The organism is Emticicia sp. BO119, from assembly GCF_013912375.1.
In the GTDB taxonomy this organism is placed as follows: Bacteria; Bacteroidota; Bacteroidia; order Cytophagales; family Spirosomataceae; genus Emticicia.
Map to the genome: position 1 here is coordinate 27228 of NZ_JACETV010000006.1, position 17235 is coordinate 44462.

General features: G+C 39.2%; 13 protein-coding genes. 7 read left to right on the forward strand and 6 right to left on the reverse strand.

The genetic code is table 11. The features are described from left to right. From H1R81_RS18650 to H1R81_RS18675, 6 genes are all read right to left on the reverse strand, one after another. Positions 1 to 1650, reverse strand: coding sequence for an amidase (locus H1R81_RS18650; RefSeq protein ID WP_181842271.1), 1650 nt, complete (start codon positions 1648 to 1650; stop codon positions 1 to 3). Between the two features lie 167 nt (positions 1651 to 1817). Next, positions 1818 to 4142, reverse strand: coding sequence for a ChbG/HpnK family deacetylase (locus H1R81_RS18655; RefSeq protein ID WP_181842272.1), 2325 nt, complete (start codon positions 4140 to 4142; stop codon positions 1818 to 1820). A 118-nt stretch (positions 4143 to 4260) separates the two neighbouring features. Further along, positions 4261 to 4902, reverse strand: a complete 642-nt coding sequence (locus H1R81_RS18660; protein WP_181842273.1) for an alpha/beta fold hydrolase — start codon at positions 4900 to 4902, stop codon at positions 4261 to 4263. Positions 4903 to 4961: 59 nt separating this feature from the next. Then, on the reverse strand, positions 4962 to 6251 hold the full coding sequence (locus H1R81_RS18665; RefSeq protein WP_181842274.1) for an NAD(P)/FAD-dependent oxidoreductase: 1290 nt from the start codon (positions 6249 to 6251) through the stop codon (positions 4962 to 4964). A 147-nt stretch (positions 6252 to 6398) separates the two neighbouring features. Next, positions 6399 to 6929 (reverse strand): DinB family protein, encoded by a 531-nt coding sequence (locus tag H1R81_RS18670; protein ID WP_181842275.1) that lies wholly within the window; start codon positions 6927 to 6929, stop codon positions 6399 to 6401. A gap of 106 nt (positions 6930 to 7035) precedes the next feature. Then, on the reverse strand, positions 7036 to 7599 hold the full coding sequence (locus H1R81_RS18675) for a YceI family protein (RefSeq protein ID WP_181842276.1): 564 nt from the start codon (positions 7597 to 7599) through the stop codon (positions 7036 to 7038). 512 nt (positions 7600 to 8111) lie between these two features. On the opposite strand from H1R81_RS18675, the gene iolB reads away from it, so the two are divergent. The 7 genes from iolB (at position 8112) to iolD (ending at position 17214) form a co-directional block, all read left to right on the forward strand. Further along, positions 8112 to 8978, forward strand: coding sequence for a 5-deoxy-glucuronate isomerase (gene iolB, locus H1R81_RS18680; RefSeq protein WP_181842277.1), 867 nt, complete (start codon positions 8112 to 8114; stop codon positions 8976 to 8978). A 9-nt stretch (positions 8979 to 8987) separates the two neighbouring features. After that, positions 8988 to 10007, forward strand: coding sequence for a 5-dehydro-2-deoxygluconokinase (gene iolC, locus H1R81_RS18685; protein ID WP_181842278.1), 1020 nt, complete (start codon positions 8988 to 8990; stop codon positions 10005 to 10007). Between the two features lie 27 nt (positions 10008 to 10034). Next, the gene (locus tag H1R81_RS18690; protein ID WP_181842279.1) at positions 10035 to 11501 is read left to right on the forward strand and encodes a CoA-acylating methylmalonate-semialdehyde dehydrogenase; all 1467 of its coding nucleotides are present in this window, start codon (positions 10035 to 10037) and stop codon (positions 11499 to 11501) included. Between the two features lie 52 nt (positions 11502 to 11553). After that, a complete protein-coding gene (iolG, locus tag H1R81_RS18695) occupies positions 11554 to 12582 on the forward strand; it encodes an inositol 2-dehydrogenase (protein WP_181842280.1) in 1029 nt (342 codons plus the stop codon). A gap of 57 nt (positions 12583 to 12639) precedes the next feature. Then, positions 12640 to 14250: a sodium/sugar symporter gene (locus H1R81_RS18700; RefSeq protein WP_181842281.1), complete on the forward strand. Its 1611-nt coding sequence runs from the start codon at positions 12640 to 12642 to the stop codon at positions 14248 to 14250. An 89-nt stretch (positions 14251 to 14339) separates the two neighbouring features. After that, positions 14340 to 15284: a class II fructose-bisphosphate aldolase gene (locus H1R81_RS18705; RefSeq protein ID WP_181842282.1), complete on the forward strand. Its 945-nt coding sequence runs from the start codon at positions 14340 to 14342 to the stop codon at positions 15282 to 15284. 58 nt (positions 15285 to 15342) lie between these two features. Then, positions 15343 to 17214 carry a 3D-(3,5/4)-trihydroxycyclohexane-1,2-dione acylhydrolase (decyclizing) gene (gene iolD / locus H1R81_RS18710; protein ID WP_181842283.1) on the forward strand — a complete coding sequence of 624 codons (1872 nt, stop codon included), beginning with the start codon at positions 15343 to 15345 and terminating at the stop codon, positions 17212 to 17214. Positions 17215 to 17235 lie beyond the last annotated feature (21 nt).

Genomic DNA, 17235 nt, shown 5'->3' on the forward strand with positions numbered 1-17235 from the left:
TTAAAGTTTTGGATGCTTTTTGTGAAAATCTGTCGCATCCTGATAGGCTTTGGCTACTTGTAGTAGTTTAGCCTCTCCAAATAGTTTCCCCATAAATGTAATGCTGGTTGGCCTTCCTTCGGTTCTGAACCCATTAGGTAAAACCACACAAGGATGGCCAGTAAGATTAGTCAAAGTCAGGTTTCTCCCAAAAGATGGTGACAGATACACGTCTATACCCTTTAAACGACGCTCCATTTCCTGAATTAGCAAAGTACGATGACGATTCGCCTGAATATATTCTACGGCAGGAATAAATCTTGCTGAACGAAAAGCATTAGGCCAGGCATTTTTATTCTGACGCACCATTAAATCATCTTTACCAGACCTTGTCAATTCGTCAAAGGCAGCGGCAGCTTCTACTCCAAGCAAAAAGCTTATATCATTTGAAGGTAAATCAGGTAATTCCATAGGAATTAATTCTGCTCCTAATTTCTGAAGAATAACCAAACTCATTGAATCCATACTTTTGGTTGGGTATTTACGTTCAAAATCGCCTTTCAGATAAGCAATTTTGATGCCTTTTAAGCCTTTGGTACCATCATAATTGAATGGTGCCTGAATACAGGTAAAATCCTCGCCGTCTACCCCTTGAATAGCATTAAATACAATGGCACAGTCTTCTACCGTTCTGCAAATTGGCCCTAATTTATCCATACTCCAACTTAAAGTCATAGCCCCGGTACGAGGAACTCTACCGTAAGTAGGACGTAAGCCTGTAGTACCACATTCTGTTGAGGGAGAGACAATCGAACCAAGGGTTTCGCTTCCAATAGCAAAAGGCAATAACCCTGCTGCAACTGATGAAGCTGAACCTGCTGATGAACCACTTGAACCCCTATTCAAATCCCAGGGATTCAACGTCTTGCCGCCAAACCATACATCTCCCATAGCTAATTCTCCTAAAGTCAGTTTAGCACAAAGCACAGCCCCTGCTTTTTCTAATCTTTGTATCACTATTGCATCCTTATCAATCACCTGATCTTTATAGGGTACCGAACCCCAGGTAGTCTTATAACCTTTTACAGCCAATAAATCCTTCGCGCCATAAGGAATACCATGAAGCAAGCCTTTGTATTTCCCTGCCTTTATTTCGCTATCAGCTCTGGCAGCCTGTTTCATAGCAAGGTCTTCAGTAATGGTAATTGCATAATGCAACTTTCCGTCATACTTTTTCAATCTTTCAATAAAAAACCTGGTGAGTTCGACAGAAGAAATCTTTTTTGCACGGATTAACTCGGCTAACTCTCGCACCGAATAATAAGCTAAATCATCACGATTAGCAGGCACACTGATTGCCCCAATCTGCGAGGCCTTGAATGGCAGGTACACTTTTTCAAATTCAAAACCTACTGGTAATGGGTTAAAGTATAAAGCCGGAGCAACACTATTGTCCAACCGAATTTTTCTGATACTCTCATAATCTTTCCGATTATCATTCAAATCGTTAATCATCGAGTCCGCTTCTGCATCAGTAAAATCTAATCCTAAAATCTTTTCAGCCTGATTAATCACTTCGATAGTTATAGGAGGATTTTCAATAACTTTAGTGATAAAAGCACCCAGACCTAACGAGACAATACAAGCAACAGGTAATACGAGTTTTTTCATGCTTCAAAAGTAGTATTGTTGATAAGGTTTTAAGTGAACAATATACTTAATATTTGAGAAAACTAAGTAAGACTTTTAATTTAAAAGTAATTTAATCTCTTCAAAAAAGGTAGAGACAGAGCATTGCCCTGTCTCTAAGCACCAAAAATATTTAATAACTTAAAAAGCTATTTCTTCATAGCTTTAATCGCATCTTTATAACTCACCAGTTGAATACCTTTCCGTTCAATGGCTTCTTTCACTTTTTCACTTGTAAAGATATTAGTTACATCTTGACGGCCTTTGGCTACATCTTCATAACCGATATGGTAAATAGCCCTTAGTTCGTCATTATCAAGCCCCGGGTGCTCAACATACACATATGTTTTCCCTTCTTCCAGTTTATCCAACAGAGTAATAAATGCTTCAATACGCTCTTCAGTAGTTTTATTTCTGAAATCAAACCCGGTGTAATTAATTCCAGAATCAGTGTCAATCATAGCCAGATTGTATTCTTTAGCTACTCTTTTTGTCATTTCTTTTACTTCTGGCGTAAACCCCGTACTTCCCATATGCCCGGAGATATGGCTTAGTCTTGGAATATATTTTAAAGCCATTTCTATCTGAGCTCTCAATTCTTTTTCGACATCTGCTACCTTCCAGGCATTATCCATTACGGCCTGTTGCAGATAATTATTGTTGTGAAAGAGCATCGGATAAAAATAACCGTCTTTGTTTCTTAAACTTGGAGCATCAGTCAGCGGACGCCATTTAATATTATCCCATTCAGCTGTTATAGCAAAATGTAACCCAACATCAACTGTTTTGTTTTGTTCTAATAATTTAACCGCCTCAGGGAACCAGGGCGAAGGAACAATTACTTCTATAGAAGTTTCAATTCCTTCGTTGTAACATTTTATTAAAGCATCATTACCCGAGTGAGAAAAGCCCATATCATCGCCCCTGACAATCAGCTTAGGAGGATTAGCCAGATTTTTTCTCAAAACTCCTTTTTTGCTTGATTTACTGAAAATATTGGCAAACTCAATAGCCACTTTGTCCCCATCAAAGGTACATTTGATAGTCTCAGTATGCGGGCTTTCAATATATCGGAGAGTTAATTCTAAATTATTATCGTCGTTCCATGTGTAGCTACCTGCTACTTTAAAAGGAGGCAGGTTATTCCGGTTAGCCTTAGCTCTTGCAACTAAATAAGGCCCGAATTTAGTTGTTTCGCTATATTCCCACTTACCCTTGCCGAATGGGATACGATGGGTAATTGAATCTGTTTTTAAACTTAAATAACAAACATTATTTTTAAAATCAAGACTGATACTTTCGAGTGATCTGTCTTTAGCAATTACTCCAAAAGTTCTCCCCGAAATCTTTGCTTCTAAAGAAGAACTTGCATTTTTTTGTGGAATTGATAAGGCTAACTGACTGGTTTTTTCTCTGAGATTCGCTAATGCTTTCGGGTTAGAAGGTAATTTCTTTGGTTTAAACGCTGGTAAAATATATTTCCAGACCAGATTAATTTCAGATTGCATATCCGGCGCTTCGGCAGTTAATAATACGACAGCGTCTTGGTCGGGCATTACAATAATAAACTGTCCGTTAGCACCATCACCTCTGTAAGCATTGTTCCGGCAACGCCACATCTGGTAGCAATACCCTTGTAGCCAATCACTCGAATCTTTCTTAGCCTGCGGTGCACTTGGGTCTTGCATGATTTTCATGGTTGAAGCTTCTTCTACCCATGAAGCAGGTAAAATCTGTTTGCCTTTCCACATCCCTTTTTGTAAGAATAACTGACCAAATTTTGCCATATCTTCGGTTTTTACCCTTAAACCCCATCCACCTGTATTTATTCCCTGTGGACTAACCTCCCAATCAATACCTTCAATGCCAAGTGGGTCAAATAATCTTGGTTTCAGATAATCTACAATCTTTTCACCGGTTACTTTAGTAACAATTGCCGACAGCATATACGTTGCTACTGAATTATATAAAAATTTAGTCCCAGGTTCATTAACAATTGGCGTACTTAAAAAGGTTTTTACCCAGTTATCGCTCATTGCCACAGGCCCTGTGGGGTCTGGTACTTGTCCGGCACTCATACTTAACAAATCTTTTACTTTAAGTTCTGCAAGATTTGGGCTAACCTTTGCTGGTAAATCATCAGGAAAGAAAGAAATAACTTTATCATTCACGGTAAGCTTTTTCTCAGAAACTGCAAATCCTACGGCCGTAGCAGTAAAGCTTTTGCTGCAAGAGTACATCGTATGTTTTAAATCTGCCCGATAAGGGTTCCACCAGCACTCTGCTACTACTTTGCCATGACGCACAATCATGAAACTATGAAACTCATGCTTGCTTTTGGAAGCAGCTTCTAAAAACTGATTGATACCCTCGCTTGAAACCCCTTCCGCTTCGGGTGTACTTCGTGGAAGAGAAGAGTTTTTCTGGGCAAACGCGTAAATACTGAAACAAAGGAGAAGTAGTATTTTCTTCATGAGTATCGGTTGAATAGGTTAATTATTTTATATAAGGTTGAAAAACTTCTGAATTTATAGAATATCTGATAATTTTCATAATTTCTTATAAAAAGACAGTAGTTTTGTCACTAATACCTTAAGAAAGATTTTCCTTAAGTATTGCAGTAAGTTCTTTTGCTTGAGTTACAGTCATAAAATGACCTCCTCCTTTTATGACAATATCAGCGTTAACGAAACTCAAGGGTAGAATATGGTCATTATCACCGTGAATATGAATAATATTTGGGTATATAGTTTGATTTTTCCAATAGACAATTTTATCAATTGCCCATCTCAAAAAAACTTCATCAAGGTCTTTTAGGATTTCAGAAAGCATTGCTTTGTGTTCATTCTCTTCTGTTCCAAAAAACCAATCGCTCATAAAAGTATAGCGCTTCAGCAATTTAGCAGGTAAAATCTTGTGTAATTTTAAATAACCAGCCCAGCGATAATAGAAAGGGATCTCTTTACAGGTTTTGGCAGACGCAAGCAGGATAATTTTTTCAATATTCATATACTTGGCTATTTCCATTGCCATCATTCCTCCTAATGACAGACCAATTAAAATAGGATTTTCAGTTTTTATCTGTGTAGTCAATCTTTTTGCATAATCTGCAATATTCTCATTTGCCTCAGGTTTTATCCATTTAATGAAAGTTATATCAAATCCAGTAAAATCCAAGTATCTGAATACCCTTTCATCCACACCTAAGCCACTAAAAATATAAATATGCCTCATGATTATGCAAAAAAGCAAAAGAGAGAAAAGTACCCTTCTCTCTCTTTCTGAATATTCATTTAAGAATTACTAACCTTCGTCTTAGGTCTGATAATCAGCCTCAGAGATTGATCGTAAGTTACATAGCTCCATAGCCAGTTAATAAATACCATTAGTTTATTTTTAATACCTAAAATCGACATTAAGTGAACAAACATCCAGACATACCAGGCAAAAGCCCCCTGGAACTTCCAGAAAGGTAAATCTACTACTGCCAGGTTCCTTCCGACGGTTGCCATTGAGCCTAAATCATTATACTTAAATCCCTCTGGCGATTCACCCCTCATTATTTTAATAATATTCTTTGCTAATAGCTTCCCTTGCTGAATAGCCGGTTGTGCCATTTGTGGGTGTCCGTTCGGAAACTTCTCATCTCCGCTCATGATAGCAATATCCCCCACTGCAAAAATATTCCTGAAACCCTCCACCTGATTAAACTCGTTTACTTTCATACGGGCACCTCTTCCAAAAATTTCAGGTGCAAACCCTTCAATTGTATTGCCTTTAATCCCCGCTGCCCATACAACATTATTGGTTCGTATCTTTTCATTGGTGCTCGTAAAGGCATATTTACCATCAAAATCAGTAATTCTTACGCCATTTTTTACAATCACACCTAAACGCTCGAGGTATTCTTTTCCTTTAGCCGAGGCTTCATCTGACATTACCTCTAATACTTCTGGTGAAGACTCAAACAAATAAATCTTCATCATATTAAAGTCAAGCTCCGGGTAATCTTTTGGCAAAATGATTTTCTTCATTTCCGCCAATGTCCCCGAAACCTCAACTCCAGTTGGTCCTCCACCTACCACAACAATATTCATCAGGCCTTCACGGGTTTCAGTATCTTCAGCCGTCAAAGCATCTTCAAAATTCTGTAATACTCTATTCCTCAAGTAAATAGCTTCAGAAACCGATTTCATCGGTATAGCATTATCAATCATATTTTTCATGCCAAAGAAATTTGTACCTGCTCCCATAGCTAATACCAGATAATCGTATTTTATCTCTCCCAGATCAGTTTGTATTACATTTTTTTCAGGCAATACCTTTGTAACATTAGTAATACGGATATGCACGTTTTTCTTTCGCTGAAATATTTTACGAAGAGGAAAAGAGATTGAACTGGGTTCAAGTCCAGCCATAGCTACCTGATAAAAAAGCGGCTGAAACTGGTGGTAATTATTCTTATCAATCAGTACAATCTGAACATCTCGATTAGCAAGTTTCTGTGCAAGTGCCAGACCTCCAAAACCCGCACCAACAATCACGATGCGCTTTTGGGAAGTATCAGGAATATTAGGTTCCATAGTATTTGTAGCCGAAGCAATTTTGGATTTTTCTAATAATAAAACGTCAAAAGAAATACTTTTGTTCGGTCTTTTTTATATTTATTCAAGGTATTTGCTAAAATAAAAAACCCGTTCGAAGAAATCTTCAGACGGGCTGTATTTTGCTCAGAATAACATTTCATTCGGTGGTTTTATACCTTTCATTCGAATATAAATCGTGGTTTGCCCTCGGTGGTGAGTTTGGTGTTCAAAGGCTTTGGCAAAAACCATTTCTTTGCTCATATCCCCTCTATTCCCAAATTTCACCATTTCTTTCATTTGCTCGTCGGTCATACCTTTTAAGGCATTAATGACAAAATCGTAGCTATCTAATACCATTTTGGTTGTTGCCGCTTTTGATTTGTCTTCCGATTTTTCAGAAGCTCCTCTTTCAACCGGGCTTTTTATACCACTTGCCAAAGCAGCAAAGTTATAATTCGCATCTGCCAGATGTAGCAACTGTTGCGCAAAAGAACGTATATCAGGAGATGGTTTAAAATCATAGCCGTCGTCTGGCATTGTCTCCAGATATAATTTAGTGTAGGCTTTGGCTCTCTCCCACTCCTTTACCATTTGCTCTTTGTCAAGCGCGCTGGCATTCAAAAAGCTGAAGACAAACAGGGTCAGTAAGCTTAGTAGTAAAGATGTTTTTTTCATAAGTAATAGATGTTTAAAATTTAACTTAGACAATTTCTGAAAGTAAATGTAACAAAAAAGAGACTTGCTGCTAACAGGAAGTCTCTTTTTAACAATTTATTTAAAATCAGTTGGCTACAAATTCACCACTAGCTCTTAACTCTACCTCTTCGCTTACTACTGCTGCAGGCATAGCACCAACACCAAAGTCAGTACGTTTGATAGTACCCGATGCTTTGAAACCAGCTAATTTTTTGCCCTGACGGTTTTGTCCGGTACCAACTAACGTAAGGTCTACTGTAACAGGTTTTGTTACGCCTTTAATTGTCAGATCGCCAGTTAATTGGAATTTTTTAGGACCTACAGGTTTGATGGCAGTACTTTTGTAAGTGATAGTCGGATATTTTTCTGTATCAAACATATCAGCTCTGTTTAAGTGAGCATCTCTGTTTTCTTGATTGGTGTTTACACTTTTTGCATCAATTGTGAATTCAAAAACTGCATCAGAGAAATCTTCTTTAGACGAAGTAAGTTTCGCATCAAAACTTCTGAAAGTACCATCTACTTCTGATAACATCAAGTGTGTTACTGTAAAGTTTACTTTAGCGTGTGCTTTGTCAACTGACCAAGTCTGAGCAAACGAACTAACTGACGCCAATAGGCTAAATACCAAAACAACTGCTTTTTTCATTAGTCTTTGTAATTTTAATTAATAATAGTGAATTGATTAAGAAACAAATGTAGGTACATATTATTTACCTACAAGTATTTTTCAGGGTTTAACAAAATATTAACTTAATTAAGTTCAACAAAGATGGGCATACATGGCAAAATACTTTCAGGCAAGTCGACATACTCCTAAAATTACTCGGCATTCTTTAATATTAAGCAGATTTTAAAAATTCCTCCATAATTACCGAATCTGTCAAAATCTTGATCCCGAAAACCCCTGTCAGAATATCTTATTTTTACTGAAACAATTTAAAACGTTTGCACGACGATTTGAAACGTTTGCAAAAATAAATATTTTTATATTTAGTCTTTATATAATACTATTGTAACTATTATTTGTCTAATATACAATTATTGCCATTTTAAAACTTGTCTATACCAGACAGAAAACCTAATTTTGCCCTAACTTGTCTATACAAGTTATAAATAAAGAATAACCTAAATTCTGCTTTTTAGCTGTACCACCTTTGTATGAAAGACCAGAATCTATTAGTTAAGCCACAACAAAACCCAATTTATCAAAACTTCACAGCCGATGAAGTTGGCTGGAAATACCTGAATTTTGGTGCAAGGCTCATGCAAAACGGTGAAATATGGGAGTATGACACAACGGATCATGAGATGGCGATAGTGATTTTAGGGGGGAATTTCAAAGTAGATTCAGACAAAGGTTCCTGGGAGGTAACCAACGGACGCAAAGATGTTTTCAGCGGCATTGCTCATACCCTTTATTTACCCCGTAATACTAAATTCACACTTATTGCAACCAGCGATACGCTCGATATTGCCTATTCCTGGGTAGTTACCGATCAGGATTTTCAGCCATATCTGAAACAGCCCGATGAGTGTGCAATAGAATTTAGAGGGGGCGATAATGCTAACCGCCAGATAAACAGTCTTATACAACCCGGTTCGCCTTGTCATAAAATTGTTTGTGTAGAGGTCTATACTCCATCCGGTAACTGGAGTTCTTTTCCGGCGCATAAACATGATGAAAGGATTGTGGATCAGGACGGGAAACTCATTGAAGCCGAATTAGAAGAAATCTATTTTTACAAGTTCCAGTCTCCGCAGGCTTATGCCATTCAACAGGTATATACCTATGATAGAAGTTTAGATGAAATCATTCGAGCACGCAATAATGAGGCAGTTTTGGTTCCTGAAGGTTATCATCCGGTTGCTGCCTGTCATGGGTATCACGCATACTATCTTAATTTTTTAGCCGGAAGCGACCAGGTTCTCACAGCTACTAATGACCCCGACCATGAATGGATTTATGGTACCTGGAAAACACAAGACCCCAGATTACCATTGGTAACAGCCGACATGAACGTATAACTGATTTACATGCAAGAAAAAACTAAAAAATACGATATTCTGACAATAGGACGTTCATCTATTGATTTATATTCTAATGATATAGGTTCACCTTTTGTTGATATTACCTCCTTTGGTGCTTTTGTGGGTGGCTCTCCTCTGAATATTGCCGTTGGTTGTAAACGTTTAGGCTTGAATACAGCCTTTTTAACAGCCGTTGGCAACGATCAGGTAGGGAAATTCATTCTTAATTTTTTAGATAAAGAAGGAATCAATACTTCATCAATCCCAACCATCAATACTGCTCGTAGTTCAGCAGTTATTTTAGGAATTGAACCACCTGACAGGTTTCCTTTAGTCTATTACCGTGATAATTGCGCCGATATTCAGATCAATCTCGAACATATACGTCAGGCTGATATTTCACAATATCGCGCGGTTATGTTTTCAGGTACGGCATTTAGTAAAGATCCCAGCCGTACAGCTATGTTTTATGCCATTGAAGAAGCTAAAAAGCATAGAGCCGTAACGGCACTCGACATCGACTTCCGTGCTGACCAATGGTTTGATCCCTTAGCTTTTGGGGTAACCATCAGAGCCGCGCTTCCTTACATGGATTTTGTCCTGGGTACAGAAGAGGAAATTCTTGCTGCTTTTATGACTGATCCCAAACAATTAGAAATCAAGCATCAGCAAATATCCGCGCCTGAAATCAGAGGCAATATTGACAATGCAATTCAGGAGATTTTAAATAAAGGCGTAAAAAACCTGATTGTGAAGCGTGGGGCTGATGGTGCTTCAATTTTCCGGCAAGGTGAAGACGAGATAAAAGTACCCGGTTTTCCGGTAGAAGTAATTAATGTATTAGGTGCCGGGGACTCATTTGCCGCCGGATTTATGTACGGTTATCTGCAAGGCTGGGATCTGTACAAGGCTGTAAGAATGGCCAATGCTACGGGGGCAATTATGGTAACCAAACATGGTTGTGCCAATTTTATGGCAACACTTGAAGAAGCGATAGCTTTTGCCAATAGCAAAGGAGGACTATAATTATTCAGAAAAATTCTTTTAAAATAAATGGTAAAATTAAATAACTATATAGACGGACATTGGGTAAGTAGCTACTCAGAAGGAATGTTAGATGTGAAAAACCCTGCCAATCAGGAGGTGATAGCGCAAGTACCACAGGGTTCAGTACAGGATGTACAAAAAGCAGCCGAAGCTGCTGCCAGAGCATTTCCTGAATGGAGAAACATTCCGGCCCACCGCAGGGTACAATACCTTTTTAAACTAAAAATACTCTTAGAAGATAATATTGACGACATTTCGAGAACCATCGTTTTAGAAAGTGGTAAAACTTTTGGTGAAGCAAAAGCAGAAATGCAACGTGCCATTGAAAATGTTGAAAACGCCTGTGGTATCCCAACTATGATGCAGGGAACCTTCTCGGAAGATATTGCCAGAGGAGTAGATGAATTTATGATTCGCCAGCCTGTAGGCGTGTGTGCCTGTATTGCTCCATTTAACTTTCCGGGAATGATTCCGTTTTGGTTTTTGCCTTACGCCATTGCTTGTGGAAATACTTATATCATTAAACCATCAGAAAAAGTGCCACTTACCATGACCAAGGTAGTGGAACTGATGGAAAAACTGGATTTGCCAAATGGTGTAATCAACCTGGTACATGGTACAAAGGAAGTAGTTGATGGTATTTTACAACACCCGGTTATCCGTGCCATCAGTTTTGTAGGGTCGAGTAATGTAGCTCGCTATGTGTATTCGCAAGGTGCTTTATATGGCAAAAGAGTACAGGCGCAAGGTGGTGCGAAAAATCCGGTATTGGTGTTACCGGATGCTGACATAGAAATGACTACCCAGATTATAACGGATAGTGTATATGGTTGTGCAGGCCAACGTTGTCTGGCAGCCTCAACAATTATCACTGTTGGAGACCATAAACAAATTACCGAAAGCCTGGTTGAAGCAGCCAAAGGCCGCACAACAGGCTTTGGATTAGATGAAAAAAGCCTGATGGGTCCGGTAATAACTGCTGAAAGCAAAAATAGAGTTGAACAATTGATTCAACAAGGAGTGAAAGAAGGAGGAAAATTGCTGGTTGATGGTAGCAATGCGAAAGTATCAGGCTATGAAAACGGTAACTTTATCTTACCAACCATTTTAGAAGATGTTCCATTGAGCAGTCATGTGGCGCAAACAGAAATTTTCGGACCTGTCATGTCTTTAATGCACCTGAACGATGTAGATGAAGCCATTGAGTTTATCAATAGTGGCAAATATGGCAACGCCGCCTGTATCTTTACCAGTAGCGGTGCCAATGCCAGGAAATTCAGACATGATGCCGATGCCGGAAATATCGGTATTAATATCGGGGTAGCTGCCCCTATGGCTCAATTCCCTTTCTCTGGTTGGAAAGACAGCTTCTTTGGCGACTTACATGGGCAGGGTATGCACTCTGTTGAGTTCTTTACACAAACCAAAGTGGTAATTGAACGCTGGCTGAAAGAATGGACACGCAAATTCTGATGAATCTACTAATAAAACAGAACTATTCGTACACTTACCTATATAAAATTGAATGAAAAATACTTTAAAAATCGGTATTGTCGGGCTTGGCCGGATCGGGCAGATACACCTTGCTAATATAGCTACCCGAATAAAAAATGCAGAAGTTGTTGCTGCGGCTGACATATCTGAAAATCTACTGGATTTTGCCAGAAGACACGGCGTAGAAAACGTTTCTACAAGTCCCGAATCGGTATTGACAAACCCTGACGTTGATGCCGTGATTATCTGTACCCCTACTCCATCGCACGTACCATATACGATTTTGGCTGCCCAACATGGCAAACATATTTTCTGTGAAAAGCCCCTTGATTTAAATATTGAGCAGATATTAGCTGCTAAAGAAGCTGTCGAGTTAGCCAATGTGCAGTTAATGTTAGGTTTTAACCGTCGTTTTGATGCCAACTTTCTGAAAGTAAAAGAGATGGTTCATGGTGGATTAGTAGGTGACCCTCACATCCTTAAAATTACCAGCCGTGACCCGAATCCTCCGCAAATAGAATATGTAAAATCATCTGGCGGCCTTTTTATGGATATGGCTATTCATGATTTTGATATGGCACGCTATGTAATGAATAGTGACGTAGTAGAGGTTTATGCCAAAGGTAAAGTATTAGTCGATTCCCGTATTGGAGACGAAGGTGACATTGATACAGCTATCACTACACTTACTTTTGCCAATGGGGCAATCGGAGTAATTGACAATAGCCGTAAAGCCGTATATGGTTATGACCAGCGCATTGAAGTTTTCGGTTCAGGAGGTATGACCCAAACAAAGAACAATACCCCTGATACACACGAATATTATAATGAAAAAGGTGGGCATTTATCATTGCCACTCAATTTCTTTTTAGAAAGATACGCCGAGTCTTATGTAAACGAAATCAACGTCTTTGTTTCATGTATATTATCGGGCGAAAACGTACCTGTAGGTGCACATGATGGACTGATGGCTACAGCAATCGCCATTGCCGCTAAACAATCTTGTCAGGAAGAAAAACCCATCAGAGTAGAAGAAATACTCAATGCTCTAATGGCATAAATGTCACAGAGTGCCTGAAATACAGCTATTCAACCCTATAACCAGAGTATTATTCGAATGGAAACACCAGGTTTACACACGCTCGACTATATAGTATTTTTTCTGTACTTTGTGCTCATACTTGGCTATGGATACTGGGTATTTAAGAAAAAGAATGCAGACAACAATACTGCCAATGGCTATTTCCTGGCAGAGGGTTCTCTTACCTTCTGGGCAATTGGTGCCTCATTGATTGCCTCTAACATATCGGCAGAGCACTTTATCGGTATGTCTGGCTCAGGCTTTGCCATTGGTTTAGCTATCTCTTCATATGAATGGATGTCGGCTGCTACACTTTTAGTAGTTGCAGTTTTTTTTCTGCCAGTATATCTCAGAAACAAGATTTATACTATGCCTCAATTTCTTCGTCAGCGTTATAATCCTGTGGTTGCAACAACGATGGCGGTTTTCTGGCTTTTGCTTTATGTTTTTGTAAATCTGACTTCTATTCTGTATTTGGGGGCTTTAGCTTTGGAGGTAACTGCGGGAGTAGACTTTAATCTTTCAATTATAGCCTTGGCAGTTTTTGCCATTATTATTACAATTGGTGGCATGAAGGTAATAGGCTATACAGATGTGATTCAGGTAATAGTTTTGGTTCTCGGTGGGCTTATAACTACTTATTTAGCGATGGATTTAGTGGCAAAACACTTTGATAAACCCAATATTTTAAGTGCTTTTGGTACACTAAAACAGCAAACTGATTCTCACTTCCATATGATTCTCCCTAAAACAAGCCCTTATTACAAAGACCTTCCAGGCTTGACAGTAATTATAGGTGCTATGTGGATCAATAACCTGAACTATTGGGGTTGTAATCAATACATTGTACAACGCACATTAGGAGCTGATTTAAAAACAGCCCGTCAAGGGATTGTCTTTGCAGCGTTCTTAAAATTATTAATTCCACTAATTGTAGTTATTCCCGGTATCGCAGCATTTGTACTATACCAGAACGGCGTTTTTCAGAAAGAAATGTTAGATGCCACTGGAGTGGTGAAACCAGACCATGCTTACCCGGTTCTGCTAAATTTACTCCCATCAGGTTTAAAAGGAATAGCTTTTGCCGCTTTAACTGCCGCTATTGTGGCTTCATTAGCAGGTAAAGCGAATAGTATATCTACGATATTCTCATTAGATATTTACAAAATTTATATCAGGCCCGATGCCTCAGACAAACATCTGGTAAGAGTAGGTCGCATCGCTGTTTGGGTGGCTATGGGTATTGCCGCCTTGATTGCCCCACAACTACGTGTGCTTGACCAGGCCTATCAGTTCGTACAGGAATACTCAAGTTTTATTACGCCGGGTGTATTTGCTATTTTCTTTTTAGGCTTATTCTGGAAACGTACTACAGGTACAGCTGCCTTAATCGCTGCATTGTTGACTATTCCATTATCTTTGGGCGGAAAAATCTGGTATGAAGATGTTCCTTTCCTTGACCGTATGGGTATTATATTCTTGATTCTTGTGGCTATTATGGTAGCAATAAGTCTGACTTCTAAAAACACAGACAATACCAAAGGTATGGATATAGGCATACCAAAACCCAATTTCACTACCGGATTTATTATTTATAGCACCCTTATCTGTGGTATTTTAGTAGCTTTATACACGGCTTTCTGGTAAGAGTATTTAAATTAACCTTAAATTAGTAATATCCATTTACTGCGACCGAGACCCAACCGTTGCTCGGTTCGCACCACAAAATTTTCAAAATGCTTTTAACAACCAAAGAAATATTTAAAAAGTGCTATGGCAAATATGGAATTCCTGCCGTAAATGTATTTTATATGGAAGAAGTCCATGGCCTCTTTGAAGCTGCGCAAAAAGCCAATGCTCCATTTATTGTACAGACCACCCCTTTTGCCCGTGATTATGCGCACCCCAAAATGCTCATTGCCATGATTGAAGCCGCAGCTAAGATTTATCCAAAAGTGGTATATGCCGTACACGTAGATCATGGCGTAGAAGAACATATCTATGATGCGATTGATAGCGGAAGCTATACCTCAGTAATGATTGATGCTTCGCATGATGATTTTGATACAAATGTAGCTCGCACTAAAGCAGTAGTAGACAGAGCCCATGCGAAGGGAATAAGTGTAGAAGCTGAATTGGGTGTGTTGGCAGGTATTGAAGATGATATAGTAATCGAAGCCGGAAAATCATCTTATACTAATCCAAAAGATGTAGAAAGATTTGTCAAGGCCACCGATTGCGACTGCCTGGCAATTGCCGTCGGAACCAGTCATGGAGCATATAAATTCAAAGGAAAGCAAGGGATTCAGTTTCATATATTAGAGGAAATTCAGCAGCGTTTACCCGAATTTCCATTAGTACTCCATGGAGGTTCTTCAGTCAATCCTGAGGAAATTCGTAGGATTAATAATGCCGGAGGGGCATTAAAAGACGATGCGCAAGGGGTGGCAATGGCTGAAATCCAGAAAGCAATCAGTTTAGGTGTATGCAAAATTAATATAGCTACTGATACCCGTTTACTCTGGACAAGAGTAGTACGGGAATTTTTCAGAGATACCCCTGAGCAATTTGCTCCTACAACACCGGGCAAAGTGCTGATGGAAGAGTACGTAAAATTCATGCTTAATAAATTTGACGACTTCGGCACAACTGGCAAAGGAATCGATTTTGGAATTAGTTGATGAAATAAAATGCTTAAAACTAATCCCTAATTCACTTATTCATTAATTCGTGATTCTCATGGCTAAGACAATAAAACTTACTGTTGCACAGGCAACTATAAAATTCTTAAAAAATCAGTTCATCGAAAGAGATGGGATTGAACAGCCTTATTTCGGAGGTTGCTTTGGTATTTTTGGTCATGGCAATGTGGCTGGTCTGGGTCAGGCATTACAACAAAATCCTGATTTCCGGTATTACCAATGCCGTAATGAACAATCAATGGTACATACAGCTGTTGCCTATGCCAAAGTAAAAAACCGTTTAGGCGCAATGGTCTGTACTTCATCAATAGGACCCGGCGCAACTAATATGATTACCGGAGCAGCATTGGCCACCATTAATCGTTTACCTGTTCTACTCTTGCCTGGTGATATTTTTGCTACCCGAGAGCCAAATCCTGTTTTACAACAATTAGAAAGTAGTGTTACACAAGATATATCCGTAAACGACTGTTTTAAACCTGTATCCAAATACTGGGATAGAATCAGCCGTCCAGAACAGTTGATTTACTCTTTACCCGAAGTAATGCGAGTGCTTACCTCACAAGCTGAAATGGGTACAGTTACGCTTTCAATGCCCCAGGATGTACAGACCTTTGCTTATGATTATCCAGAAGAATTATTCAGGAAAAGAGTATGGAATGTAGCTCGCCCACGCCCGGACGCGAATGCTTTGAAAAAAGCGGCTGAACTCATCAGTAATGCAAAATCTCCTGTAATTGTCGCAGGTGGTGGGGCTACTTATAGTGATGCCAATGAAGTATTGCATCAGTTTGCTAATAAAACCGGTATTCCCGTAGGCGAAACCTTTGCCGGAAAAGGAGCTATAAGGTATGATGCCCCTTACTCTTTAGGAGGCTTAGGAGCAACAGGAACTAAATATGCTATTGAAATTGCCAATGAAGCAGATGTGGTGATTGGGATTGGTACCCGTTACAGCGACTTTACTACTGCATCCAAGTCTATTTTCCAGAATCCTGAGGTCAAATTCATCAACATTAATATTTCTGATTTTGATGCTTTCAAGCATGCGGCCTTGCCATTGGTAGGGGATGCTAAAGCAACTTTAGAAGAATTGGCTGAACTATTGGGAGATTTTGAAGTTTCTGCTGATTACAGAGCAAGAATCAAACAAATGAATAAGGCCTGGGATGATGAAGTAACCCAGATTTATGCTGAAGGTAATGGGACGGTCCCTCCTATCGACCAGGCCATCGTCATCGGTACTTTGAATAGTTTCATGGACGACCGAGACATTATGATCAATGCGTCTGGTTCAGCCCCGGGAGATTTACATAAACTCTGGCGTGCAACCGATCCTAAGAACTTCCATTTGGAATATGGATACTCTACCATGGGTTATGAAATTGCCGCAGGTTTAGGTGCAAAAATGGCAGATACCTCTCGTGAAGTATATATCATTTGCGGCGATGGCGGTTATCTGATGAATAACCACGAAATCATCACTGCTATTCAGGAAGGTTATCGGTTTACTATCCTACTCTTAAACAATAATGGATTTGCCAGCATCGGAGGCTTGTCGCAAAGCATTGGTAGTGAGCGTTTCGGAACAAGATATGTGTATCGTGATGAAAACTCAGGACAACTTTCCGGCGATTTCCTGCCAGTAGATTTAGCTAAAAACGCAGAGAGCTTAGGTGCGGTGGTTATCAAAGCAACTGACAGAACCTCTTTGGAAAACGCTTTAGCTGAATCGAAAAAGCAAAACAGAACGACGGTAATTTATATAGAAACCAGTCTGTATCGCACAGTGAAGGGCTATAATGCGTGGTGGGAAGTACCGATAGCAGAAGTTTCAGAATCTGATGGCGTACAAAAAGCTTATGAAACTTATAAAGAGAATAAAAAGACTCAGAAGATTTATCTATAATTCTATAAAGACATACAACGT